Here is a 23,510-nt window from a genome sequence, read left to right on the forward strand (position 1 = left end):
GGGAGCGCCTTCGCCGTGTCGCCGACTAGTGGGTCGAGGGGTCCTGCTCGACCTCGGTGCGGTCGCCGGACCACAGCGTGTGGAAGGTGCCCTCCTTGTCAACGCGCTGGTAGGTGTGCGCGCCGAAGAAGTCGCGCTGGCCCTGCACGAGCGCTGCGGGGAGGCGCACCGACGAGAGCGAGTCGTAGTACGACAGCGCCGCGCCGAAGCCGGGGATCGGGACGCCCGAGAGCGCGGCGGTCGAGACGATGCGGCGCCAGGCGGCCTCGCCGTTGGCGACGGCCTCGGCGAAGTACGGGTCCTCGAGGAGCGTGGTGATGCTCGCGTCCTCGGCGTACGCGTCGACGATGCGGTTGAGGAACTGGGCGCGGATGATGCAGCCCGCGCGCCAGATCTTCGCGACGGCGCCCTTGTCGATCTCCCAGCCGTACTTCTCGGCACCGGCGATGATCGCGTCGAAGCCCTGCGAGTAGGCGACGACCTTCGAGGCGTAGAGGGCGGCGCGGACGTCGTCCTCGAAGCCGTCGTAGAGGGCGACGGGGGTCGGGCGCGAGGTGACGCGCTTCTGCACGGCGGCGCGCTGCTCGGGCTTCGAGGAGACGGCGCGGGCGAAGACGGCCTCGGCGATGCCGCCGACGGGCACGCCCAGGTCGAGCGCGTTCTGCACGGTCCAGACTCCGGTGCCCTTCGAGCCGGCCTGGTCGAGCACGACGTCGATGAAGGGCTTGCCGGTGTCGGCGTCGACCTGGCGGAGGACCTCGGCGGTGATCTCGATCAGGTACGACTCGAGGTCGCCCTTGTTCCACGCGTCGAAGACCTCGGCGATCGCGGCGGGCTCGTGGCCGCCGACGGTGCGGAGCAGGTCGTACGCCTCGGCGATGAGCTGCATGTCGGCGTACTCGATGCCGTTGTGGATCATCTTGACGAAGTGGCCGGCGCCGTCGGTGCCGATGTGCGTGACGCAGGGCTCGCCCTCGGCGACCGCGGCGATCGAGGAGAGGATCGGGCCGAGCGTCTTGTACGACTCGACCGAGCCGCCTGGCATGATCGACGGGCCCTTCAGCGCGCCCTCCTCGCCGCCCGAGATGCCGGTGCCGACGAAGTGGATGCCGGTCTCGCGGACCGTCTTCTCGCGGCGGATGGTGTCGGTGAAGAGGGCGTTGCCTCCGTCGACGATGATGTCGCCGGGCTCGAACACCTTCGTCAGCTGCTCGATCACGGCGTCGGTGCCGCGGCCCGCCTGGACCATGATGATCGCGGTGCGCGGGGTGCTGAGCGAGGCGGCGAAGTCCTCGATCGTCTCCGAGGCGACGAAGCCGGCCTCGGGGTGCTCGGTGATCAGCGTCTCGGTGCGCCCGTAGGAGCGGTTGAAGACGGCGACGGTGTTGCCCTCGCGGCTGGCGAGGTTGCGGGCGAGGTTCGAGCCCATCACCGCCAGACCGACGACTCCGATGTTGGCGGTGGCGGTGGGCTTGTCAGACACGGTTCTCCTCGACGTACGCGTTCAGGATCTCCAGGCTATCGCCGCGCCCCTCCGCGGTGCCCGGGTCGCGGCGCACGTCCGTCGCGATCGCGGCGCACGGCTGTGCGGCGAGGGGACCCCGGACCGTCGAGGCCGCCCTCGAGGGCAGGCTGTCTCGACGGTCCGGGGTCCCCTCGGCGTCAGGCTCCGTGTCCGGCGGGCACGCGCTCCGACTCGATCGGGGGCGGGGGAGGAGTGCCGTCGCCGAACGGGCGGCCGCCGAGCTCCTCGCGGCCTGACGGCACGAGCCAGCCCGACAGGTCGGGGCCCTTGGGCACCACTCCGGTCGGGTTGATGTCGCGCTGGACCTCGTAGTAGTGCGACTTGATGTGGCTGAAGTCGATCGTGTCGCCGAATCCCGGAGTCGCGAACAGGTCGCGCGCGTAGCCCCAGAGCGCCGGCATCGCCGAGAGCAGGTTCCGATTGGCCTTGAAGTGGCTGTAGTAGACGGCGTCGAAGCGCGCGAGCGTCGTGAAGAGGCGCACATCCGCCTCGGTGATGGTGTCGCCGACGAGGTAGCGCTGCGTCGACAGGCGCTCCTCGAGCCAGTCGAGACGGGCCCAGAGCCGGTCGTAGGCGCGCTCGTACGACTTCTGCGAGCCGGCGAAGCCGCACTTGTAGACGCCGTTGTTCACGTCGTGGAAGACGAGCTCGGCGACCTCGTCGATCTCGTCGCGGTGCTTCTCGGGGTAGAGGTCCGGAGCGCCCTCGCGGTGGAACGCGGTCCACTCCGTCGAGAAGTCGAGCGTCATCACCGGGTAGTCGTTGGTGACGACCTCGCCGGTCGGGATGTCGACGATCGCCGGCACGGTGATGCCGCGCGGGTAGTCGGGGAAGCGCTTGAGGAACGCGTCCTGCAGGCGGGGGATGCCGAGCACCGGATCCACGCCGCCGGGATCGAGGTCGAAGGTCCAGCTGCGCTTGTCGTGCGTCGGGCCGCAGATCCCCATGGAGAGCGCGTCCTCGAGGCCGAGCAGGCGGCGCACGATCACGGCGCGGTTCGCCCACGGACACGCGCGCGCGACCACGAGTCGGTATCGGCCGGCCTCGACCGGGAAGCCGTCGCGGCCGTCGGCCGTGATGCGCGTCGGGATGTAGTTGGTGTCGCGGTGGAAGCCGTTCTTCTCCACGTACGAGCCGAAGTCGTCAGTCGTCATGCCCGCACGCTAGCGACCGCGGCTGGGTGCTCGGCGGAGCGGTGGCGGGAGCGCACGTCGACCGGTAGTGTGAGCAGCTGAACTTCGGCGAGGGATGCGCGAGTGCATCCGTGATCGACGCGGTGGAAGCAGGCGAAGCGCCCCGAGAGGGTCGCCCCGGACTTTTCCTCACGCTGACATGCGTTCGAGTCGAAACCCCGTCCGTGGCCGCAGGCCACGACCCGATCAGGCGGCGCACTGCGCTGCCGAGGAGAACATCATGGCTGAACTGACCAACAAGGTCGTCGTCGAGGTCCGCACCTCGTTCGGCAAGGGAGCGGCCCGCAAGATCCGCGCCCAGAACAAGATCCCCGCCGTGCTCTACGGCCACGGCACCGAGCCGCAGCACGTCACGCTGCCCGGCCACCAGATCCTCCTGCTGACCCGCAAGGCGAACGCGATCCTCGAGCTCGACATCGACGGCGTCGCGCAGACCTCGCTGGTCAAGGACATCCAGCGCGACCCGGTGCGCCAGATCATCGAGCACATCGACCTCGTGGTCATCAAGCTCGGCGAGAAGGTCGTCGTCGACATCCCCGTGCACGTCGAGGGCGAGGCCGCTCCCGGCACGCTCGTCTCGCTCGAGGCCAACACGCTCTCGCTCGAGGTCGACGCCACCAAGATCCCGCAGAACATCGTGGTGTCGGTCGAGGGCCTCGAGGAGGGGACCCAGATCCTCGCGAAGGACATCGAGCTCCTCGACAACGCGACGCTGCTCACCGACCCCGAGGCGCTCGTGGTCAACGTGACCGCCGAGGTCGAGCAGGACCTGGGCGAGGGCGAGGACGAGGCGCCCGCCACCGGCGACGTCGTCGCCGAGTCCGCCGAGTAGTCGGCGACACCACCCGCTCGAACGGGCCCGCCGCGATCGCGTGCGGGCCCGTTCCGCGTCCGGGCTCCGGGCGCCACTAAGAGAGCTCTGTCCACGAGAGGGAACGACATGGGTGACACCTGGCTGGTCGTCGGTCTGGGAAATCCGGGCGCGCAGTACGCCCGCAACCGGCACAACGTCGGCCAGATGGTGCTCGACGAGCTCGCGACGCGGATCGGCGGATCGTTCCGCCGCCACAACCGCGCGAACGCGGTCGTCGCCGAGGGCTTCCTCCGCCCCGGCGGGCCGAAGCTGGTGCTCGGCAAGCCGAACAGCTTCATGAACCTCTCGGGCGGCCCGACGGCGCAGCTGCTCGACTTCTACTCCCTCGAGCCTGCTCGCCTGATCGTGGTGCACGACGAGCTCGACATCCCGTTCGACACCCTCCGCCTCAAGCAGGGCGGCGGCCACGGCGGCCACAACGGCATCCGCGACATCCTCGCCTCCACCGGCGGAGCCGACTTCCTCCGCGTGCGCGTCGGCATCGGGCGCCCGCCCGGCCGGCAGAGCGCCGCCGACTTCGTGCTGAAGGACTTCGCCGGCCCCGAGCGCGAGACGCTCCCGATCCTGGTCGCCGATGCGGCCGACGCGGTCGAGCTCATCGCCGAGTCGGGCCTCGCGGCCGCCCAGCTGAAGTTCCACACCAGCGCGTAGCCGCCGGCGTTCGAAGGCCCGACCCGTCTGGCCGACTCCACCCGCCTGATCGCGCCTCCGACTCGTCGCGAATGGTCGCCTCAGCTCCCTCGACCCGACCCTTCGCGGCGAAGGGAACGCTCCGCTCCCCAGGAAGCGAGCGAGGGGCCTGCACCACGCGCGCCAACCGGACGGCCGCCCTCGTGAGGCAGAGGCGCGACTCCGAATCGCGTGCCAAGCGATTCGGAGCAGCCGACGCACCCCGCTCTGCGGAACGCACCACGTGAGCGAGCCGACTGCGCTGCGCCGGGCGGGGACCGGCGCAGACGGAGGACCTCCGACAGCGGCCCACAGGGCCGATGTCAGAGGTCCGCAGTACCATCGCACAGTGCCCCTCAACGAGATCATCTCGGCGCTTTCGCGCGCCTCCACGTTCGACGACGCTCTCGGGTACTCGGTGCGCGATGCCGACTTCTCCGTGGCCGACGGGCTCCGCGTCCCCCTGCTCGCCGGGCTCCTCGAGCGCCGGGCCGAGGCCGGACGCCCGCAGGCTGCGTTGGTCGTCACCGCGACGGGCCGCGACTCCGAGAACGTCCGCGCCTCCCTCAGCTGCGTGCTGCCCGAGGCCGAGGTGGTCGAGTTCCCCGCGTGGGAGACGCTGCCGCACGAGCGGTTGAGCCCGAGCGCCGAGATCGTGGGGCGCCGCCTCGACGCGCTCCGCCGGATGAAGCAGTGGACGGGGGAGCGCCCGCTGGTCGTCGTCGCCTCCGTGCGCGCCGCCCTGCAGCCCGTCGCCGACAATCTCGCCGACATCGAGCCGATCCGCCTGGTGAAGGGCACCCGCGGGTACGACCTCGGCCGCATCTCCGCCGAACTCGTCGACCTCGCCTACGCGCGCGTCGACATGGTCACCCGCCGCGGCGAGTTCGCGGTCCGCGGCGGCATCCTCGACGTCTTCCCCGCGGTCGCCGAGCACCCGAGCCGCGTCGACTTCTTCGGCGACGAGGTCGACTCGATCCGCGGCTTCTCGGTCGCCGATCAGCGCTCGCTGCCGGGCGAGGCCGATTCGGTCGTCCTGCCGCCGAGCCGCGAGCTGCTCCTGGTGCCGGCGGTGCGTCAGCGCGCCCGCGAGATGCTGCACGAGTTCCCCAGCCTCTCGGGCCTGCTCGCCAAGATCGCCGAGGGCATCCCGGTCGAGGGCATGGAGTCGCTCGCCCCGGCGCTGCTCGAGCGGCTCGTGCCGATCTCGCACTACCTGCCCGCCGGCGCGGCCGTCGCCGTGCTCGCCCCCGAGCGCGTCGCGACCCGCGCCATCAGCCTCGCCGAGACGAACCGCGAGTTCCTCCAGGCCGCGTGGAGCGCCGCGACCGCCGGTGCCGAGGCTCCGATCGACCTCGCCTCGGGCGAGTTCATCTCGCTCGGCGCCCTGCGCGACGCCGTCAAGTTCAGCGCCCCTGGGGCCGACGCCCCCGACCACCCCTGGTGGACCATGAGCACCTTCCGGCAGGGCCCCGCGGCGGGCGAGGCCGAGGTCCTCCCCGAAGACCTGGGGATCGACGAGATCCTCGCCGTGCGCGTCGAGGGCGAGCCCGTGCCCGGCTTCGGCGGCAGCGTCGAGGGCGCGCTCGCGCACGTCCGCGCGCGCCTCGCCGACGGCTGGACCGTCGTCCTCACCGCGCCGGGCCCCGGCACCGTCGAGCGGACCGACCAGGTGCTCGCCGAGCACGAGGTCGCCGCCCGCATCGTCCCCGACCTGCCCGGCTCCCTCGATGCCGGTCTCGCGTACGTGCTGCAGGCGTCCGTCGACCACGGCTTCGAGGTGGCGGAGGCGAAGCTCGCCCTGCTCACCGACACCGAGTTCTACGGGCGCGCGGCCGGCTACGACTCGCGCGCCGTCAAGAAGCTCGCCTCGCGGCGCAAGAACGTCGTCGATCCGTTGCAGCTCTCGCCGGGCGACCACGTCGTGCACGCCACGCACGGCATCGGCAGGTTCGTCGAGCTCTCGCAGCGCGAGGTCTCGAGCGGCGGGCGCAACGCCGTCAAGACCCGCCGCGAGTACCTCGTGCTCGAGTACGCGCCCAGCAAGCGCGGCTTCCCGGGCGACAAGCTCCTCGTCCCGACCGACCAGCTCGACCTCCTCTCCCGCTATGTCGGAGGCGAGGCCCCGGCGCTCAGCAAGATGGGCGGCAGCGACTGGGCGCAGGCCAAGAGCAAGGCGCGCCGAGCCGTCCGCGACATCGCGGTCGAACTCGTCAAGCTCTACTCGGCGCGGATGGCGTCGCGCGGGCACGCGTTCCCGCCCGACACCCCGTGGCAGCGCGAGCTCGAAGAGGCGTTCCCCTTCGCCGAGACCCCCGATCAGCTCACCGTGATCGACGAGGTGAAGGCCGACATGGAGCGGCCGATCCCGATGGACCGCCTCCTCTCGGGCGACGTCGGCTTCGGCAAGACCGAGGTCGCCGTGCGCGCCGCCTTCAAGGCGATCCAGGACGGCAAGCAGGTCGCGATGCTCGTCCCGACGACCCTGCTCGTGCGCCAGCACCTCGAGACGTTCCAGGAGCGCTTCGCCGGATTCCCGGTGCACCTCCGCGCGCTCAGCCGCTTCCAGACGCCCAAGGAGTCGAAGGAGACGATCGACGGCCTGGCCGACGGCACGGTCGACATGGTCATCGCGACCCACCGCCTCCTCTCCGACAACATCGCCTTCAAGGACCTGGGCCTGCTCGTGATCGACGAGGAGCAGCGCTTCGGAGTCGAGCACAAGGAGAAGCTCAAGGCGCTGAAGAAGGACGTCGACATCCTCTCGATGAGCGCCACGCCGATCCCGCGCACGCTCGAGATGGCGGTGACGGGCATCCGCGAGATGTCGACGCTCGCCACCCCGCCCGAGGAGCGGCACCCGATCCTGACCTTCGTCGGCCCGTACTCCGAGAAGCAGATCTCGGCCGCGATCCGTCGCGAGCTGCTGCGCGAGGGGCAGGTCTTCTTCGTGCACAACCGCGTCTCGACCATCAACCGGGTCGCCTCGCAGCTGGCCGAGCTCGTTCCGGAGGCGCGCATCGCGGTCGCGCACGGCAAGCTCAGCGAGACGCAGCTCGAGCGGATCATCGTCGACTTCTGGGAGCGCAAGTTCGACGTCCTGGTCTCGACCACCATCGTCGAGACCGGCCTCGACATTCCGAACGCGAACACGCTCATCGTCGACCGCGCCGACAAGTACGGCCTCTCGCAGCTCCACCAGCTGCGCGGTCGCGTGGGCCGAGGCCGCGAGCGCGCCTACGCCTACCTGCTCTACGACGAGATGAAGCCGCTCAGCGAGACCGCGCACGACCGGCTGCAGACCCTCGCCGCCAACTCCGATCTCGGCGGCGGCATGCAGATCGCGCTGAAGGACCTCGAGATCCGGGGCGCCGGCAACCTGCTGGGCGGCGAGCAGTCCGGGCACATCCAGGGCGTCGGCTTCGACCTCTACCTGCGGATGATCGGCGAGGCCGTCGACACCTTCCGCGGCGACGTGGCCGAGGGGCAGACCGAGCTGCGGCTCGAGCTGCCGGTCGACGCGCGGATCCCCGAGGAGTACGTCGACAGCGAGCGGCTGCGCCTCGAGGCGTACCAGAAGCTCTCGGCTGCCTCGTCGCCGAACGCGAAGGAGGGCAGCATCGACCTGGTTGTCGAGGAGCTCACCGACCGCTACGGCGATCTCCCGGAGGCGGTGGAGAACCTGATCCTCGTGTCGCGCCTGCGCATGCGCGCCCAGGCCGCCGGCCTCAGCGACGTCGTGGCCATGGGCTCGAACGTGCGCGTGGCGCCGGCGCACCTCGCCGACTCCATCCAGGTGCGACTGCGCCGGATGTACCCGGCGGCCAAGTACCTCCAGCAGGCGAACGCGGTCGTCGTGCCGATGCCGGTCCTCGACGGGGTGCCGCTCGGCGACCGGGCCCTGATGGAGTGGGTGCGCACCCTCCTCGACGCCCTCTTCCCCGAGCCGGCGACCGTCGCGAGCTGACCCCCTCCGCGAGTCTCCGCTCGGGCGCACGGCACCCGACCGTCCCGAGCCGGGGCGGAGCTCGCCCGGGGGCGGCGCAGGCCTACGCTGAGCGGACCGCCGACCGAAGGACCAGCATGTCGACTCCCGACGAGACCCCCGCCCCGCACGTCCCCGCGCCCGACGAGCCGAGCATCCCCGAGCTCGAGGCCGACGAGACGATCGCACCGCGCCCCGAGGAGGAGGTCGCCGACATCGCCCGCGCCGAGCCCGACCTCGAGGACCACACCGACTGATCCGACCCGCGGGTCTCCGCTCGGGCGCACGCAACCCCGAGGGAGACTCGCGGCGGGCCTCAGTGGCCGAAGTGCGCCCGGACCTCGGCCTTCCAGCGGTCGCGGTCGGCGTCCGAGATGAAGGCCGCGTCGAAGGAGTTCAGCGCGAGCGTCTCGAGCTGCGCGTCGGTCATCCCGAGCTCCTCGACCAGCGCGCGGTAGTTCGCGTCGACGTAGCCGCCGAAGTAGGGCGGGTCGTCGCTCGACACGGTCGCGATCAGCCCGGCCTCGAGCATCGCGGGCAGCGGGTGCTCCTTCATCGTGTCGACCGCGCGCAGCGCGACGTTCGAGAGCGGGCAGACCGTCACCGGGATGCCCTCGACGCGCAGCATCGCGACGACCGCCGGATCCTCCATCGCCCGGATCCCGTGGTCGATCCGCTCGACCTTCAGCAGCTCGAGCGTCTGGGCGACCGTCTCGGGTCCGCCCTCCTCGCCCGCGTGCGCGACGAGGTGCAGTCCCTCCGCGGCGGCGCGCGCGTAGACGTCGACGAACAGCTCCGGACCGAAGCCGACCTCGTTCGAGTCGAGCCCCACGCCGATGATGTGCTCGCGCCAGGGGAGGATCGCGGTCAGCATCTCGTCGGCCGCCTCGGCGCCGAGGTCGCGGAGGAAGCACATGATGAGGTCGGTCGAGATCCCGTGAGTCTCCTCGCTCGCGCCGAGCGCGCGGGTGAGCCCGCCCATGATCACCTCGAGCGGGGTCCCGTTGCCCAGGTGCGTCTGCGGGTCGAAGAAGATCTCGGCCCGGCGGACGTTGGCGACCTTCGCGCGGTCGAGGTAGCCGGTCGCGAGCTCGAAGAAGTCGCGCTCGGTCTTGAGCACGGTGAGGTTCGAGTAGTGCAGATCGAGGAACGAGCCGAGGTCGGTGAAGGAGTAGCGCGCCCGCAGGGCGTCGAGATCCTCCGTCGGCAGCGCGACGCCGTTGCGGCGCGCCATCTCGACGATGTGCTCGGGCTCGATGGTCCCCTCGATGTGGATGTGCAGCTCAGCACTCGGGGGTGCGCCCCGCTCGGGAGAAATGGTGTCGGGCACGATGATCCTGTTCCTGGGTGCACGGCGCACCCGCCGACACGGTAGCGCTGCCGTGTTTCGCGCCGATGACCGCGAGGTGTCGTCGGCGGCGCGGGCGCTCTCGCATCCCCGAGGATGGTGGACATGCCTCCGCTCCTCGCCGCCCGCCGTCCGGCCCCGGTCCCGCCCGTCGCCGGGCCGCTCATCGACCTGCGGGAGGTGTCGGTGCAGACCGCCGAGGGCACGCTGCTGGCCCCGGTGTCGCTGCAGGTCGAGCCGGGCGAGGTCGTCGCGGTCACCGGACCCAACGGCAGCGGCAAGACCACGCTGCTCCGGGTGATCGCGGGGCTCCTCCCGCCGACCTCGGGCGTCGCGCAGGTCGCCGGCCGTCCCGCCGACGAGCGCACGGCCTCGCACCGCCGCGCGGTGGCAGCCCTCGTCCAGACACCGCCGCTCGAGCGCGACCTCACCCTCGAGGAGCACCTCGCGATGGTGGCGGTGTCCTGGGGAGCGAGAGCCCCGGAGGCGCGGGAACAGGCCGCGCGAGGGCTCGCCTCCCTCGCCCTCGCGCCGCTCGCCCGCCGCTTCCCGCACGAGCTCTCCTCCGGACAGCGCCAGTCGTTCTCGCTCGCGCTCGTCCTCGCCCGTCCGTCCGATGTGCTGCTGCTCGACGAGCCCGAGCAGCGACTCGACGCCGACCGGGTGCCCCTCGTGGTCGACGTGCTCGGGGAGGCGGCGCCCGGCCGGGCCGTCGTCATCGCGACCCACAGCTCCGTCATCACGGGCGGAGTCGCGACCCGCGTGCTCGAGCTGGGCCGATCGTGACGATCGCCGCCGTCCACTCGGCGTACCGCTCCCGAGCGGGACGCCGGAGTGCGGGCGCCTACTCGGGCTACCTCGCGGCGATGCTGCTGCTCGTCGTCGTCCTGCCGACGGCGCGGGCGATCGCCCTCGCGCTCGTCGACCCGGCGGTCGGCCGGGCGCTCGCCGAGGCCGACCTCGTCGCTCTGGTCTCGCTGGTCGCGGGAGCCGCGCTGCCGGCCGCGGTCGTGCTCGGGCGTGCGCGGGGTCCGGCCGTCGACGAGCCCCATCCCATCGCGCTGCTCCTCGAGACGGAGGCGCGTCGCTGGCTCGTCCTGCGGCGTGCGGTGGCCGTGTCCGGCACGGTGGCCCTCACCGGCGTCGCGCTCGCCGCCGTCGCGGTGGCGCTGGCCTCCGGCTCGCCCCTGCTCCCGGCGGCGCTCGCCGGTGCCGCGTTCGGCGTGGCCGTCACGGTGGCGGCCCTCGCGGGCCAGTGCCTCGCCCCGTCGCGCTCCGCGGCGCTCGCCGCCGGGCTCGCGCTGTCCGCTCTCGTCGCCCTCCTGCTTCCGGGAGCGGCCCGATTCACCCCCGGTGGGCTGGTCGCGCTCGCAGTCGCGGGACCGCCGACCGCGGCGCTCGGTGCGGCTCTGGCGGTCGTCGCCCTGGCGGTCCTCGTCCTGCCCGTCGCGCCGCGGCTGCTCGACTCCGCCTCGGGACCGACGCTCCTCGCGCAGTCGCGACGCTGGCGTGCGGCCGTGACCGGCGCCGCCACGGGAGACGTCGCCGACTCTCTCTCCGGCTACCGCTCGCTCCCTCGCCGCAACCGGGGCGTCCACGCCGTTCGGGTCGGCCCCTTCGCCCTCACGGTCGTGGTGCGTGACGCGATCGGCGCCCTGCGCACTCCGGGCCGCTCCGCCGCGGCCGGCCTCGCCCTCCTCGCCGCCGGAGTCGCGGTGGCGGTGGCGGCCGTCGCCCCGCCGTCGCTGCTCGCGGTCCCCGCGGCTGCGGCAGGTGTCCTCGCCTATCTCGGAGCGGGAGTGTGGAGCGACGGCTTCCGGCACGCCGCCGAGACCGCCGGCCAGACCGCGTTCGTCGCGCCGCCTCCGCTCGAGCTGCTCCTGCTGCACGGGATGCTGCCCCTCGTGCTGGCGGTCGCGCTGGCCGTGCTCGGTGCGGCCCTCGTCCCGGGTGCCGCGCTCGCCCCTGCGGCCGCCGTGGCCCTGGTCGCCGTCGCCGCCCGCGCGATGGACGCCACTCGCGGCGCCCTCCCGCCGGCGCTGCTCTCGCCCGTCCCGCTGCCGATCGGCGACGGCGCGGGAGCGGTGGTGCTGCTCTGGAACCTCGCCGCGCCGATGGTGAGCGCGGGAGCCGCCGTCGCGGTCGTCGCCGCTGCTCCGCTGGTCGCGCTCGCCCCGATCGTCGCCGCCGGCTGCCTCCTCGTGGCCCGCCGCCGACTGGCGAGCGCGTGATCGGCGCGCCGGGGAGCGGATGCGAGGATGTCCCGATGACCGCCCATCCCCGGCTCGACGAGCTCATCCGCACCGTCCACGTCCTCCGCGCCCCGGGCGGCTGCCCCTGGGACGCCGAGCAGACCCACGAGTCGCTCGTGCGCTACCTGATCGAGGAGTCGCACGAGCTGGTCGACGCGATCGAGGCAGGCGACCGCGACGACCTCGTCGAGGAGCTCGGTGACGTGCTCTACCAGGTCCTGTTCCACGCCGATCTCGCCGCCGACGGCCCGGAGCCGTTCACGATCGAGGACGTCGCCGCGCACATGAACGCCAAGATGATCGGCCGCCATCCGCACGTCTTCGGTGACGCGACCGCCGAGACCGCCGACGACGTCATCGCCGTCTGGGACGAGCTGAAGAGGGTCGAGAAGCCGCACCGCACGAGCGTGCTCGACGGCATCCCGCAGGGCATGCCCGCCCTCGCTCTCGCCGACAAGGTCATCGGCAAGGCGACGACCCTCGGCATCGTCGACGCGGGGGAGGGGCCGCTGCCGATCGACTCCGAGGACGACCTCGGCCCGCTTCTGCTGGCGATCGTCGCCTCCTCCCGCGCCCGCGGACTCGACGCCGAGCGCGCCCTCCGCTCCGCCGTCCGCGACCTGCAGGACGAGATCCGCGCCGTCGAGCAGGACCGCCGCGAGGAGTAGCCGCTCACCACCGGACGGCAGGAGTCCTCCGATCGACCTCCGGCTCGTGGAATCACGCTCGGCTCGCAGGAATCCACTCGAACGACGAGCCGAACCTCGTCCGACGAGCCGAACCGGCACCCCTCCTCAGGCCACCCGCCGCCCGCGCGGCAGCCGGGCCGCGGGCGTCGCCGTGCGCCTGATCGCCCCGAGGATCAGCCCCACGCCCAGCACGAGCTGCAGGGCGAGCCCGACGAACCACGACGGCACGGTCTCGTCGAACACCTCCTCCGGTGTCCGCGCGGCCGAGGAGGAGTAGTCGCGGCACTCGATCTCGACGACCTCCTCCGGTGCGATCTGGGCCTGGCGCACGAGGAGCGAGATCGACCCGAACAGATCCTCCGGCTGCCCGTACGCGCCGAGCTCGGGCGGCACCGCGTCGGCGAGGACGACGAACGGATTCACGGCGAGCAGCCCCCAGTAGAGATCCGCCCGGGCGACCGGCGTCTCGTAGCTCTGACCGCAGTAGTTCTCGCTGCCCGGAGTCGAGCCGATGAAGACCGTCCGCTGCGTGGTCTGGGTCACCGCGGTGAGCAGCCCGAAAGCGATCAGCGATCCGACGCTCAGCGCGGCCACCAGCAGGTAGGTCGTCACGACCGACATCAGCGGCCGGTCGAGGATCCCGCTCAGCCCCACTCCGATCGCCGCGACCACGCCGAGCTGCACCGAGAGCACGAGCACCGACACGACGGCCGACGCGGGCGCCACTCCGCCGACGAGCACCGCGATCAGGAGGAACGGCACCGTGCTCGCGAGGAAGGCGAGCGCCACGAGCCAGGCCGAGACGAACTTGCCGATCACCAGCTGGGCCGTGGTGACGAGGGTCACCTGCGTGGTCGCGAGCGTCCCGGCGTCGCGGTCGCCGTTCACGGCGGTGCCCGACAGCGCCGGAGTCACGAGGCTGCCGAGCAGCAGCACGAAGTACATCAGGATCGAGTAGATCCAGCCGCCGACGCTCGCCCCGCTCCCCGAGAGGACGCCGGTCGCCACGATGAGCAGCGCGGTGACGGCGCCGACCAGCACGAAGAAGAGCCCGAGCAGCACGAACGACGAGGCTCCGCGGACCCGCTGCGCGAGCTCGAGCCCCAGCACGATCCGCACGCCCCGGAGGAACGGCAGCGGGCGGGCATCGACGGCCGTCATCGTGCCTCCTCCGAGTTCGCGCGCGTGAGATCCGAGAAGGTGTGCTCGAGCTCGCCGACGGCCGGGGCGAACCGGCTCACCGCGACTCCGGAGGCGACCAGCCGGCCGAGCAGGAGGGCCGCGGCCGCGTCGTCGGCCACCGGCACGAGCACCGCGTCGCGCTCGACCTGCACCCGCACCCCCGTGAGCTTCTCGACGGAGGCTGCCAGGTCGGCCCCTCGCGGCGAGACCGCATCGATCCGCCAGGCGCGGAGCGACCGGGCCGCCCGGGCGACCGCCTCGCTCGAGGCCGTCGCGCCGGCGTCGAGGTACACCGCCGCCGTCGCCATCTCGTCGAGCTCGGCGAGCACGTGGCTCGACACCAGCACGGTGCGCCCCTCGCCGGCGAGCCGGAGGACGAGGTCGCGCAGCGCGATCCGCGCGCCCGGATCGAGCCCGGAGGCGGGTTCGTCGAGCACGAGCACCGACGGGTCGTGCACGAGGGCCCGGGCGAGGCTGAGCCGCTGCTTCTGCCCGCGCGAGAGCACCCGCGTCGGCCGGTCGGCGAACTCCAGGAGGTCGACGTCGGCGAGCAGCTGCAGCGCCCGCTCCTCGGCCGCGTCGCGGGAGAGCCCGTAGAGCAGCCCCGTGGTGCGGAGGGTCGCCCGGGACGTCAGCGACGCCCACGATCCGAGCACGTCCGGCATCCAGCCGAGGGCCGCCCGGACGGCGGCCGGATCCTCGACGGGATCGCGCCCCGCGACCCGGAGGACCCCCGCATCGGGCCGCAGCAGCGTGGCCAGCAGGAGCATCAGCGTCGTCTTGCCCGCCCCGTTCGGGCCGATCAGCGCCGTCACCTCGCCGGGTCGCGCCTCGAAGCTCGCGTCCCGCACCGCGTGGACGGAGCCGAACGCGCGCGAGACCCCCTCGGCGACGATGCCCTCGTGTCTCTCCTGCACAGCCATCGGACCCTCCCCGTCCGCCCGCGCGAACCCCTGATCCCGCGGGCGCCGCGAGCCTAGCCGACCCCTCCGACACGGAAGTCGCGCGCGCCGGTCTGGAAGAATCGCCCTCATGGCCTCCCCGATCACCCCGCCCCGCGGCATGCGCGACTTCCTCCCCGCCGACAAGGCGAAGCGCGAGCACGCGCTCGGAGTCATCCGCCGCGTCTACTCCTCGCACGGCTTCGACGAGATCGAGACCCCGGTCGTCGAGGACTTCGAGCGCCTGCACTCCGGCCTCGGCGGCGACAACGAGAAGCTCGCCTTCAGCGTCCTGCGCCGCGGGATCTCGCACGACGACCTCGCCGCGGCGGCCGACGCCGACGACGCCTCGGCGCTCGCCGACCTGGGACTCCGCTTCGACCTCACGGTGCCGCTCGCCCGCTTCTACGCGACGCACCGCTCCGAGCTGCCCACCGTGTTCCGCTCCGTGCAGATCGCCCCCGTCTGGCGCGCCGAGCGCCCGCAGAAGGGCCGCTACCGCCAGTTCGTGCAGTGCGACATCGACATCATCGGCGAGCCCGGTCAGCTGGCCGAGGTCGAGCTGATCACCGCGACCGCCGCCGCGCTCGACACCCTGGGCCTGCGCGACTGCACGATCCGCATCAACGACCGGCGGATCCTGACCGGGATCCTCGAGTACTGCGGCTTCGCGCCCGAGCGCGTCGGACCCGCCCTCATCTCGATCGACAAGCTCGACAAGATCGGCGCCTCGGGGGTCGTCGCCGAGCTCGAGGCCGACGGCGCCGACTCGGCCGCGGTCCTCGGCGGCTACCTCGCGCGCATCGAGCAGTCCGTCGCCGCCGGGGGAGTCCTGCTCGAGGAGCAGGCGATCCTCGACGTCCTGCCCGACGGCATCGATCAGGAGGCGGTGCTCGCGCTCGTGACGCTCGCCCGGTCGCTGCGCTCGCTGCCCGCGGGCGTCTCGCTCCGCTTCGACCCGACCCTCGTCCGCGGCATGGGCTACTACACGGGAACGATCTTCGAGATCGCGCACCCCTCCAGCGGCTCGTCCGTCGGCGGGGGAGGGCGTTACGACGGGATGATCGGCCGGTTCCTCGGCCAGGACGTCCCGGCCTGCGGCTTCTCGATCGGCTTCGAGCGCATCGTCGAGCTGATCGAGGTCCCCACGCGGGACCGCCCGGACGCGGTCGTCCTCGTCCACGAGCGCGATGCCGCCCCCGAGACGCTGCTGGCGCTGAAGCAGGAGCTGATCGGCCAGGGCACCCGCGTGCGCCTCGAGCGCCGGTCGAAGAACCTGACGCCGCTGCTCGACCGCGCCGCGGCCGCGGGGTTCACGCGCTTCGCCCTCGTGCCGCGCGACGCCTCGACGATCGAGGCGCTGACCTTCAAGACCCTCGGCTGACCTCCTCGGTCCGCTGAGAGCCGTCTCACCCGATCCGCCGGGAGGAGACGGCGGATCGGTCCGCGGGTTGTCCGATCCGTGAGAGCCTTAATCCCCGCGAAATCTGCGGACACACCTGAGAAATCTCCCGAGGATAGCGTCGAGGCACCCGATCGGCGCGGCTTGGCGCGCCCGGGCGGGCACCACGTCGCGACCCGCGCACTCCAGCACCCGCATCACAGCAGCATCACCGCTTCAGCGCTGACGCACCTACCCGAGGAGTCCTCTTGACCCTGTCGCCCTTCCGCACGCCGAACTTCGACCGCCGCAGCCTTCTCCGCATGGCCGGCGTGGCGGGTCTCGCCATCGGCGGCGCCTCCGTGCTCGCCTCCTGCTCCTCCGACGCCGCTGCCGGCGGCTCCACCGACGGCGCCGACCTCGGCACCCTCAAGGTCCAGCTCTCGTGGATCAAGAACGAGGAGTTCTCGGGCGAGTTCTTCGCCGACTCCGAGGGCTACTACACCGACGCCGGCTTCTCGAGCGTCACGCTCACCGCCGGCCCGTCGACCGGCACCGCCGAGCTGCTCTCCGGCTCCGCCGACGTCGCGCTGAGCGACGCGGTCTCGGTCGGCACCGTGATCGCCGAGCAGGAGGCACCGCTGAAGATCATCGGCGCCACCTACCAGAAGAACCCCTTCACGGTCCTCTCCATCGCGACCGCGGGCAACATCGCCACCGCCGCCGACCTCAAGGGCAAGAAGATCGGCGTCCAGGCGTCGAACACCTCGCTCTTCCAGGCGCTGCTCGCCGCCAACGACCTCTCCGAGTCCGACCTCACGGTCGTCCCGGTCGAGTACGACCCGTCGGTGCTCATCAACGGCACGGTCGACGGCTTCATCGCCTACCTGACCAACGAGTCGATCGTCGTGGCGAACGAGGGCTACGAGGTCGTCAACCTGCCGTTCGCCGACAACGGCCTCCCGTTCGTCGCCGAGACCTTCACGGTCACCGACCAGACCATCGCCGAGAAGCGCGACGCCGTCAAGGCGTTCCTCGTCGCCGAGATCAAGGGCTGGACCGACGCGGTCAAGGACCCGGAGGCGGGCGCCATGCTCGCCGTCGAGACCTACGGCAAGGACCTCGGTCTCGACGAGGCCGCCTCCAAGCAGGGCGCGACCATCCAGGCCGAGGAGCTCGTCGTCTCGGACGAGACCGCGGCCAACGGCCTCTTCACCATCTCGGAGGAGCTGCAGTCCGAGACCATCTCCTCCCTCGCGGGCGCCGGCATCGACATCGAGGCCTCCGATCTCTTCGACATGTCCCTCCTCGCCGAGGTCTACGAGGAGAACCCCGAGCTCGTCGACTACTCGGCCTGAGGCCGCCTGACCCCGGCGGCGCCGGACCCGACGCCACCGGGAACCTGATCCACCTCCACGAAGGGCACCACTCGTGACCGATACGACCGACGCCGGCACCCTGAGCGATCAGGGTGCCGGCGGCACCGGCATCCAGATCCACGGCCTGTCGAAGACGTTCCGGATGGGAGCCCGCAGCGTGACGGCGCTGCAGGACACCGACCTGCACACCGATCAGGGCAGCTTCCTCGCGCTCCTCGGCCCCTCGGGCTGCGGCAAGTCGACGATCCTCCGCATCCTCGCGGGGCTGGAGGAGCCCACCTCGGGCTCCATCCGGGTCGACGGCCGCACCCCGAAGGAGCTGCGGCGCGACAACAAGCTCGGCATCGCCTTCCAGGACCACGCCCTGCTGCCCTGGCGCAGCGTGATGTCCAACATCCGCCTCCCGTTCGAGATCGCGGGCAAGTCCGTCGACCAGTCCTACATCGACGAGCTGATCGACCTCGTCGGCCTCCGCGGGTTCGAGAAGGCGAAGCCGGCGCAGCTCTCCGGAGGCATGCGCCAGCGCGTCTCGATCGCGCGCTGCCTGATCCTCAAGCCCGAGGTCCTGCTGCTCGACGAGCCGTTCGGCGCGCTCGACGACATGACCCGGCAGAAGCTCAACCTCGAGCTGCTGCGCATCTGGACCGAGAAGCCGGCCACGACCCTCCTGGTCACGCACGGCATCTCCGAGGCGATCTTCCTCTCCGACCGCGTCGCCGTGATGAGCCCGCGTCCCGGCCGGGTGAAGGAGATCATCGAGATCGACCTGCCCAGGCCGCGCACCCCCGAGATGCAGCGCACCCCCGAGTTCCACGCCTACGTCGACCAGGCGTCCGAGCTGCTCTTCGGCTCGGACGGCGCGGCGGCGGACGAGCACTGATGGCGCTCACGACCAGCGCCCCGCCCGCCGCGCGGCGCGTCTTCTCCCTCCCGCCCTGGGCCTCCGGGCTGATCGGCGTCGTCGGCATCGTCGCCGTCTGGTGGGTCATCGCCCTGATCACCGCTCCGGCGGCCGGCACCACCTACGCGGCCGTGCCGACCCCTCCGCAGGTCGTCCAGGTCGCGATCGACGACGGCTTCGGCTTCTACTGGCGCAACTTCTCGGTGACCATCGGCGAGGCGGCGGTCGGCTACTTCTGGGGCAACCTCATCGCCCTGGTGCTCTCTGCCCTCGTGCTCGTCCTGCCGTGGCTCGAGGGCGTCGTCTCCCAGCTCGCGGTCGTCACCTACTGCGTGCCGATCGTCGCCATCGGCACGCTCGTCCTTCTGATCCTCGGCGGCGCCGACGCCCCCGGTCAGCCGAGCGCGACCGCGATCTTCCTGGCCGGCCTCTCGGTCTTCTTCACCACGGTGGTCGGCAGCCTGCTCGGCCTCAAGGCCGCCGACAAGGCCTCTCTCGATGTCGTCACGGTCTACGGAGGCACGCGCCTCACGCAGCTGCGCAAGGTCCGCCTGATCGCGGCCCTGCCGAACATCCTGTCGGCCCTGCAGATCGCCGTGCCGGCCGCCTTCCTCGGCGCGATCCTGGGGGAGTACTTCGGCAAGATCGAGACCGGAGTCGGCCCGATCCTCGTCGCCGCCCAGGTCTCGCTGAACTCGCCCCGCGTGTGGGCGCTCTTCCTCCTCTGCGCGGGTGTCGCGCTGCTCGGCTATGCGATCGTGGGACTGATCGGGCGCTTCGTTGCCCCCTGGTCCTCCGGCAAGGGAGCCTGACCATGACGACGACCACCGATCGGACCGTCCAGTCCACCGAGACCTCGATCCTCGCGGTCGACGAGCTGCGCCGTCAGCTGCGCAACGCGGCGCTCGGCGCCACCCTCAAGAGCCTGCGCAAGAGCGCGCTGATCGCGCTGTCGACCGTGCTCATCGTCCTGGCGATCTGGATCGGCGTCATCCTGTTCAGCGGCGTCTCGCCGTACGTGATCAAGGGCCCGTGGGACGTCTGGGCGCACCTGTTCACGGACGAGAGCGCGGCCGAGCACCGGGCGGAGCTCGGCGGGCTCTTCGCCGTCACGATGGGCGACTCCTTCATCGGATTCGCGGCGGGGCTCGCCACGGCGATCGTCGTCGCGATCCTCTTCCGCCTCTCGAAGGGCATCGAGCACGCTCTGATGCCGTTCGCGCTCCTGCTGCGCTCGGTCCCGCTGATCGCGATGACTCCGCTGATCATCCTGGTCTTCGGCCAGGGCACGGTCGCCTCGGTGGCGGTGGTGGGAGGCATCGTGGTGCTCTTCCCGGCGCTCGTCACCATCGCCTTCGGCCTCAACAACGCCTCGCCGCAGATGCTCGACGTGGTCTCGGTCTACGGAGGCTCGACGTTCACCGCGATCCGCAAGGTCGCCATCCCGGGCGCCCTTCCCTCGCTGTTCGCCGCGATCCGCGTCTCGGTGCCCGGGGCGATCACGGGAGCGCTCCTGGCCGAGTGGCTCTCGACCGGCAACGGCCTCGGCGGCGGCATCGCCGGCTGGACGGCGCAGGCCCGGTTCGACGACATCTGGTCGGCCGTCGTGATCGTGACCGGCGTCTCGCTGATCCTCTACATGGTCGTCCAGGTCATCGAGACCCTCGTCCTGTCGCGGATGTCGCTCTCGCTGTCCTGAGCCCCGCCCCGCTCGTCCTGCTCCGCGAGATGCCACTCGGGAACACGCCCATCGGCGTGTCGCCCACCCGATCGGTATCTCGCAGAGCGGATCCCCACGGGTGGCCCCGCGTCAGACGGTGACGATCGTGTCGATGCGGCGGCCCGCCAGCAGCTCGCGACCGCCGAGGCCGTCGAGCTCCATGACGACCGCGATGCCCTCGAGGCTCCAGCCGGCGCGCTCGATCAGCCGGCAGCTCGCGTCGAGCGTGCCGCCGGTGGCGAGGATGTCGTCGACGAGCAGGAGTCGCGAGCCGGCGGGCATCGCGTCCTCGTGCACCTCGAGCGTCGTGGTCGCGTACTCCAGGGTCGCGTCCTCGCGCAGCACCGCGCGGGGCAGCTTGCCGGGCTTCCTGATCGTGACGACGCCGAGCCCCGCGGAGTAGGCGGCGGCCGCGGCGAGCAGGAACCCGCGAGCCTCCACTCCCGCGATCGCATCGATCCGGCCGAGGTACGGCTCGATCAGAGCGTCGGCCACCGCCCGCAGCGCCGGTCCGTCACCGAAGACGGGGGTGAGATCGCGGAACAGGATCCCGGGCTTCGGGAAGTCGGGGACGACCTCGGTGAGGCTCTCGACGAGGGCGGCGGCGGTCGTGGTCACGGGGATCCTCCGGTCGGCTGGCGCGGGACGGCCCTGGGAGTCTACGGGCGCTCCTGTTCGACCCCCACTGTTCCTCCCGCGGTCCGGGGCGGTCAGTAGACTCCTTCCCGACCGCTCCCGCCCTCCTGGGAGCCCACCCGTCAAGAGGAGATAGTTGTGGCCCTTATCGAGGCAGTCGTCGCCCGAGAAATTCTGGACTCCCGTGGCAACCCCACGGTCGAGGTCGAGGTGCTGCTCGAGGACGGCGCGTCCTCGCGAGCGGCCGTCCCCTCCGGCGCCTCGACCGGTGCCTTCGAGGCCTACGAGCTGCGCGACGGCGACGCCGGCCGCTACCTCGGCAAGGGCGTGCAGAAGGCCGTCGACGCCGTCATCGACGAGATCGGCCCGGCGATCGAGGGCTTCGACGCGACCGACCAGCGCCTCGTCGACGCCGAGCTCATCGAGCTCGACGGCACCGAGAACAAGTCGCGCCTGGGCGCGAACGCCATCCTCGGCGTGAGCCTCGCGGTCGCCAAGGCCGCCGCGCAGTCGGCCGACCTCGACCTCTTCCGCTACGTCGGCGGCCCGAACGCGCACACCCTGCCCGTCCCGCTGATGAACATCATCAACGGAGGCGCGCACGCCGACACCGGCGTCGACATCCAGGAGTTCATGGCGGTCCCGCTGGGCGCCGAGTCCTTCTCCGAGGGCCTGCGCTGGGGCGTCGAGATCTACCACGCCCTCAAGTCGCAGCTCAAGAAGGCCGGCTTCGCCACCGGCCTCGGCGACGAGGGCGGCTTCGCCCCCGATCTGCCCACCAACCGCGAGGCGCTCGACTTCATCCTCAAGGCCGTCGAGTCGGCCGGATTCACCCCCGGCACCGACATCGGCCTCGCGCTCGACGTCGCCTCGTCCGAGTTCTTCGAGGACGGCGCCTACACGTTCGAGGGCAAGAAGCTCTCGGCCGAGGAGCTCTCGGCGTACTACGCCGACCTCGTCGCGAACTACCCGCTCGTCTCGATCGAGGACCCGCTGGACGAGGACGACTGGGCGGGCTGGACCCACCTCACCGCCGAGATCGGCGACAAGGTGCAGCTCGTCGGAGACGACCTCTACGTCACCAACCCCGTGCGCCTCGCCCGCGGCATCGCCGAGAAGGCGGGCAACTCGATCCTCGTCAAGGTCAACCAGATCGGCACGCTCACCGAGACGCTCGACGCGGTCGCGCTCGCCCAGCGCAACGGCATGACCGCGATCCTCTCGCACCGCTCCGGTGAGACCGAGGACACGACCATCGCCGACCTCGCGGTCGCGGTGGACGGCGGCCAGATCAAGACGGGCGCCCCCGCGCGCTCCGACCGGGTCGCGAAGTACAACCAGCTGCTGCGCATCGAGGAGATCCTGGGAGGCGCCGCGACCTACGCGGGTCGCTCCGCGTTCCCGCGCTTCACCGCGTAGTCTCTCCCCGCCGGAGCGGCCCCGGAGCCCCAGCACTGCGCTGCGGGCACCGGGGCCGCTCCCGTTCCCGCCCCAGCCGCTGCCCGCCAGAGGAGGCACCATGGCCCGTCCGCCCCGCCGCCCCGCCGCCCCGGGCAGCGCCCCCCGGCAGAGCTCCCCGAAGACGGAGCCGACGGCGTCGAAGCCGTCGAAGCCGAAGCCCACGACGTCGACCCCCGGACGCTCACCGAGGACCGGCTCCCGTCCGTCGTCCTCGCGCCCCGCCTCCGCGCGCGGTCCGCGCCCCCGCCAGCCCCCCGCCGCTCCCTCCTCCGCCTGGCTCGCCGGCGTGCGCGGCTCCGGCTTCACGCTCCTCGTGATGGGGATCATGATCATGGCCGTCGTCGTCCTCGCCCCGAGCATCAAGAACTTCGTCGAGCAGCGCGCCGAGATCTCGGAGCTGCAGCGCTCGGTCGACGCGGCCAAGACCCAGTCGCAGAACCTCGACGAGGAGCGCAGTCGCTGGTCCGACCCCGCCTACATCCGTGCGCAGGCGCGCGAGCGGCTCTACTTCGTGATGCCGGGAGAGGTCAGCTACCTGGTGCTCGACGACATCGCCGTCGCTCAGCAGGCCGAGCAGCCCGCGAGCGACTCCGTGCAGGAGACGGCGACCGACTGGGCGGGGTCGCTGCTGTCCTCGATCGCGGTCGCCGGCCTCGGCGACCCGAGCACCGCGGAGCTCGATCCGGCCCCCTGAGCGGCCCCGGCGTAAACTGGAGCGTTCTTCCCGCAGATCCTCTGGAGCCCGCCGTGACCACGCCCCCCTTCGATCCGCCCACCGAGCGCGACATCGCCGTGGTCTCGGCCCAGCTCGGCCGCCCCGCCCGCGACGTCGTCGGGATCAGCGCCCGCTGCGTCTGCGGCAACCCGACCGTGGTCTCCACCAGCCCGCGCCTGAGCGACGGCACGCCGTTCCCCACCTTCTACTACCTGACGCACCCGGCGGCGACGGCCGCGATCTCGCAGCTCGAGGCGACCCAGGTCATGGTCGAGTACAACGACCTGCTGGCCGCCGACGAGGCGCTGCGCGACGCCTACGCCGCCGCGCACCGGGCGTTCCTCGCCGACCGCGAGAGCATCGGCTCCGTTCCCGAGATCGCGGGGATCTCCTCCGGGGGGATGCCGACCCGGGTCAAGTGCCTGCACGCGCTCGCCGGTCACTCCCTCGCCGCCGGGCCCGGAGTGAATCCGATCGGCGATCTCGCCCTCGCCCGCGCCGACTGGTCGCCCGAGCGCTGCGAGTGCCGGCCGTTCGAGGGAGCGCTCGTCGAGGGCTGAGGCCGAGCGCCTACTCGACCTGCCGATCGGCGCGCTCTTCGCTAAGCTGATTCCCAGTCGGGGTCAGTGCTGCCACCCGCGTCGAGAGCGGGCACTTCG

General features: G+C 71.9%; 21 protein-coding genes. 15 read left to right on the forward strand and 6 right to left on the reverse strand.

The features are described from left to right. Positions 1-25: 25 nt before the first annotated feature. Both gndA and GRS96_RS08450 read right to left on the reverse strand, forming a co-directional pair. On the reverse strand, positions 26-1,483 hold the full coding sequence (gndA, locus tag GRS96_RS08445; protein ID WP_159988246.1) for an NADP-dependent phosphogluconate dehydrogenase: 1,458 nt from the start codon (positions 1,481-1,483) through the stop codon (positions 26-28). Between the two features lie 179 nt (positions 1,484-1,662). Further along, positions 1,663-2,679, reverse strand: a complete 1,017-nt coding sequence (locus GRS96_RS08450; protein WP_159857428.1) for a glutathione S-transferase family protein — start codon at positions 2,677-2,679, stop codon at positions 1,663-1,665. Positions 2,680-2,938: 259 nt separating this feature from the next. On the opposite strand from GRS96_RS08450, the gene GRS96_RS08455 reads away from it, so the two are divergent. From GRS96_RS08455 to GRS96_RS08470, 4 genes are all read left to right on the forward strand, one after another. Next, entirely contained in the window at positions 2,939-3,550 is a 612-nt protein-coding gene (locus GRS96_RS08455; RefSeq protein WP_159857426.1) for a 50S ribosomal protein L25/general stress protein Ctc, read from the forward strand. Between the two features lie 108 nt (positions 3,551-3,658). After that, positions 3,659-4,243, forward strand: coding sequence for an aminoacyl-tRNA hydrolase (gene pth, locus GRS96_RS08460; RefSeq protein ID WP_159988247.1), 585 nt, complete (start codon positions 3,659-3,661; stop codon positions 4,241-4,243). Between the two features lie 367 nt (positions 4,244-4,610). After that, positions 4,611-8,228, forward strand: coding sequence for a transcription-repair coupling factor (gene mfd, locus GRS96_RS08465; RefSeq protein WP_159988248.1), 3,618 nt, complete (start codon positions 4,611-4,613; stop codon positions 8,226-8,228). A gap of 116 nt (positions 8,229-8,344) precedes the next feature. Continuing rightward, the gene (locus GRS96_RS08470; RefSeq protein WP_159857420.1) at positions 8,345-8,503 is read left to right on the forward strand and encodes a hypothetical protein; all 159 of its coding nucleotides are present in this window, start codon (positions 8,345-8,347) and stop codon (positions 8,501-8,503) included. Positions 8,504-8,562: 59 nt separating this feature from the next. Here GRS96_RS08470 and GRS96_RS08475 read toward each other — a convergent pair whose 3' ends face one another. Further along, the gene (locus tag GRS96_RS08475; RefSeq protein WP_236553592.1) at positions 8,563-9,576 is read right to left on the reverse strand and encodes an adenosine deaminase; all 1,014 of its coding nucleotides are present in this window, start codon (positions 9,574-9,576) and stop codon (positions 8,563-8,565) included. 123 nt (positions 9,577-9,699) lie between these two features. Between GRS96_RS08475 and GRS96_RS08480 the strand changes: the two genes are divergently transcribed. Genes GRS96_RS08480 through GRS96_RS08490 form a run of 3 tightly spaced genes read left to right on the forward strand, consistent with a single transcriptional unit; the run spans position 9,700 to position 12,514 of the window. Next, a complete protein-coding gene (locus GRS96_RS08480; RefSeq protein ID WP_159857418.1) occupies positions 9,700-10,380 on the forward strand; it encodes an ABC transporter ATP-binding protein in 681 nt (226 codons plus the stop codon). After that, the gene (locus GRS96_RS08485) at positions 10,377-11,825 is read left to right on the forward strand and encodes a hypothetical protein (protein WP_159988249.1); all 1,449 of its coding nucleotides are present in this window, start codon (positions 10,377-10,379) and stop codon (positions 11,823-11,825) included. The genes GRS96_RS08480 and GRS96_RS08485 overlap by 4 nt, the downstream gene beginning before the upstream one ends. Positions 11,826-11,860: 35 nt before the next feature. Continuing rightward, positions 11,861-12,514 (forward strand): MazG family protein, encoded by a 654-nt coding sequence (locus tag GRS96_RS08490; protein WP_159988250.1) that lies wholly within the window; start codon positions 11,861-11,863, stop codon positions 12,512-12,514. A gap of 126 nt (positions 12,515-12,640) precedes the next feature. Here GRS96_RS08490 and GRS96_RS08495 read toward each other — a convergent pair whose 3' ends face one another. Both GRS96_RS08495 and GRS96_RS08500 read right to left on the reverse strand, forming a co-directional pair. Continuing rightward, a complete protein-coding gene (locus GRS96_RS08495) occupies positions 12,641-13,696 on the reverse strand; it encodes an ABC transporter permease (RefSeq protein ID WP_159988251.1) in 1,056 nt (351 codons plus the stop codon). Beyond that, entirely contained in the window at positions 13,693-14,640 is a 948-nt protein-coding gene (locus GRS96_RS08500; protein ID WP_159988252.1) for an ABC transporter ATP-binding protein, read from the reverse strand. The genes GRS96_RS08495 and GRS96_RS08500 overlap by 4 nt, the downstream gene beginning before the upstream one ends. Positions 14,641-14,749: 109 nt before the next feature. On the opposite strand from GRS96_RS08500, the gene hisS reads away from it, so the two are divergent. The 5 genes from hisS to GRS96_RS08525 all read left to right on the forward strand — a co-directional run bounded on the left by hisS (position 14,750) and on the right by GRS96_RS08525 (position 20,018). After that, positions 14,750-16,042 carry a histidine--tRNA ligase gene (hisS, locus tag GRS96_RS08505; RefSeq protein WP_159988253.1) on the forward strand — a complete coding sequence of 431 codons (1,293 nt, stop codon included), beginning with the start codon at positions 14,750-14,752 and terminating at the stop codon, positions 16,040-16,042. 266 nt (positions 16,043-16,308) lie between these two features. Next, positions 16,309-17,397 carry an ABC transporter substrate-binding protein gene (locus GRS96_RS08510; RefSeq protein WP_235022038.1) on the forward strand — a complete coding sequence of 363 codons (1,089 nt, stop codon included), beginning with the start codon at positions 16,309-16,311 and terminating at the stop codon, positions 17,395-17,397. Positions 17,398-17,560: 163 nt separating this feature from the next. Then, positions 17,561-18,298 (forward strand): ABC transporter ATP-binding protein, encoded by a 738-nt coding sequence (locus GRS96_RS08515; protein WP_159857613.1) that lies wholly within the window; start codon positions 17,561-17,563, stop codon positions 18,296-18,298. Next, positions 18,298-19,131, forward strand: a complete 834-nt coding sequence (locus GRS96_RS08520) for an ABC transporter permease (protein WP_159857406.1) — start codon at positions 18,298-18,300, stop codon at positions 19,129-19,131. The genes GRS96_RS08515 and GRS96_RS08520 overlap by 1 nt, the downstream gene beginning before the upstream one ends. A gap of 2 nt (positions 19,132-19,133) precedes the next feature. Next, positions 19,134-20,018 (forward strand): ABC transporter permease, encoded by an 885-nt coding sequence (locus GRS96_RS08525; protein WP_204162059.1) that lies wholly within the window; start codon positions 19,134-19,136, stop codon positions 20,016-20,018. Between the two features lie 111 nt (positions 20,019-20,129). Here GRS96_RS08525 and GRS96_RS08530 read toward each other — a convergent pair whose 3' ends face one another. Next, positions 20,130-20,657, reverse strand: a complete 528-nt coding sequence (locus GRS96_RS08530) for an adenine phosphoribosyltransferase (protein WP_442966611.1) — start codon at positions 20,655-20,657, stop codon at positions 20,130-20,132. A 156-nt stretch (positions 20,658-20,813) separates the two neighbouring features. Here GRS96_RS08530 and eno point away from each other — a divergent pair, with 156 nt between their 5' ends. The 3 genes from eno to GRS96_RS08545 all read left to right on the forward strand — a co-directional run bounded on the left by eno (position 20,814) and on the right by GRS96_RS08545 (position 23,411). After that, a complete protein-coding gene (gene eno, locus GRS96_RS08535) occupies positions 20,814-22,094 on the forward strand; it encodes a phosphopyruvate hydratase (RefSeq protein ID WP_159857404.1) in 1,281 nt (426 codons plus the stop codon). 100 nt (positions 22,095-22,194) lie between these two features. After that, entirely contained in the window at positions 22,195-22,830 is a 636-nt protein-coding gene (locus GRS96_RS08540) for an FtsB family cell division protein (RefSeq protein ID WP_159857403.1), read from the forward strand. Between the two features lie 53 nt (positions 22,831-22,883). Then, positions 22,884-23,411 carry a DUF501 domain-containing protein gene (locus tag GRS96_RS08545; RefSeq protein WP_159988254.1) on the forward strand — a complete coding sequence of 176 codons (528 nt, stop codon included), beginning with the start codon at positions 22,884-22,886 and terminating at the stop codon, positions 23,409-23,411. Positions 23,412-23,510 lie beyond the last annotated feature (99 nt).

It is taken from the genome of Rathayibacter sp. VKM Ac-2803 (assembly GCF_009807175.1).
GTDB lineage: Bacteria > Actinomycetota > Actinomycetes > Actinomycetales > Microbacteriaceae > Rathayibacter.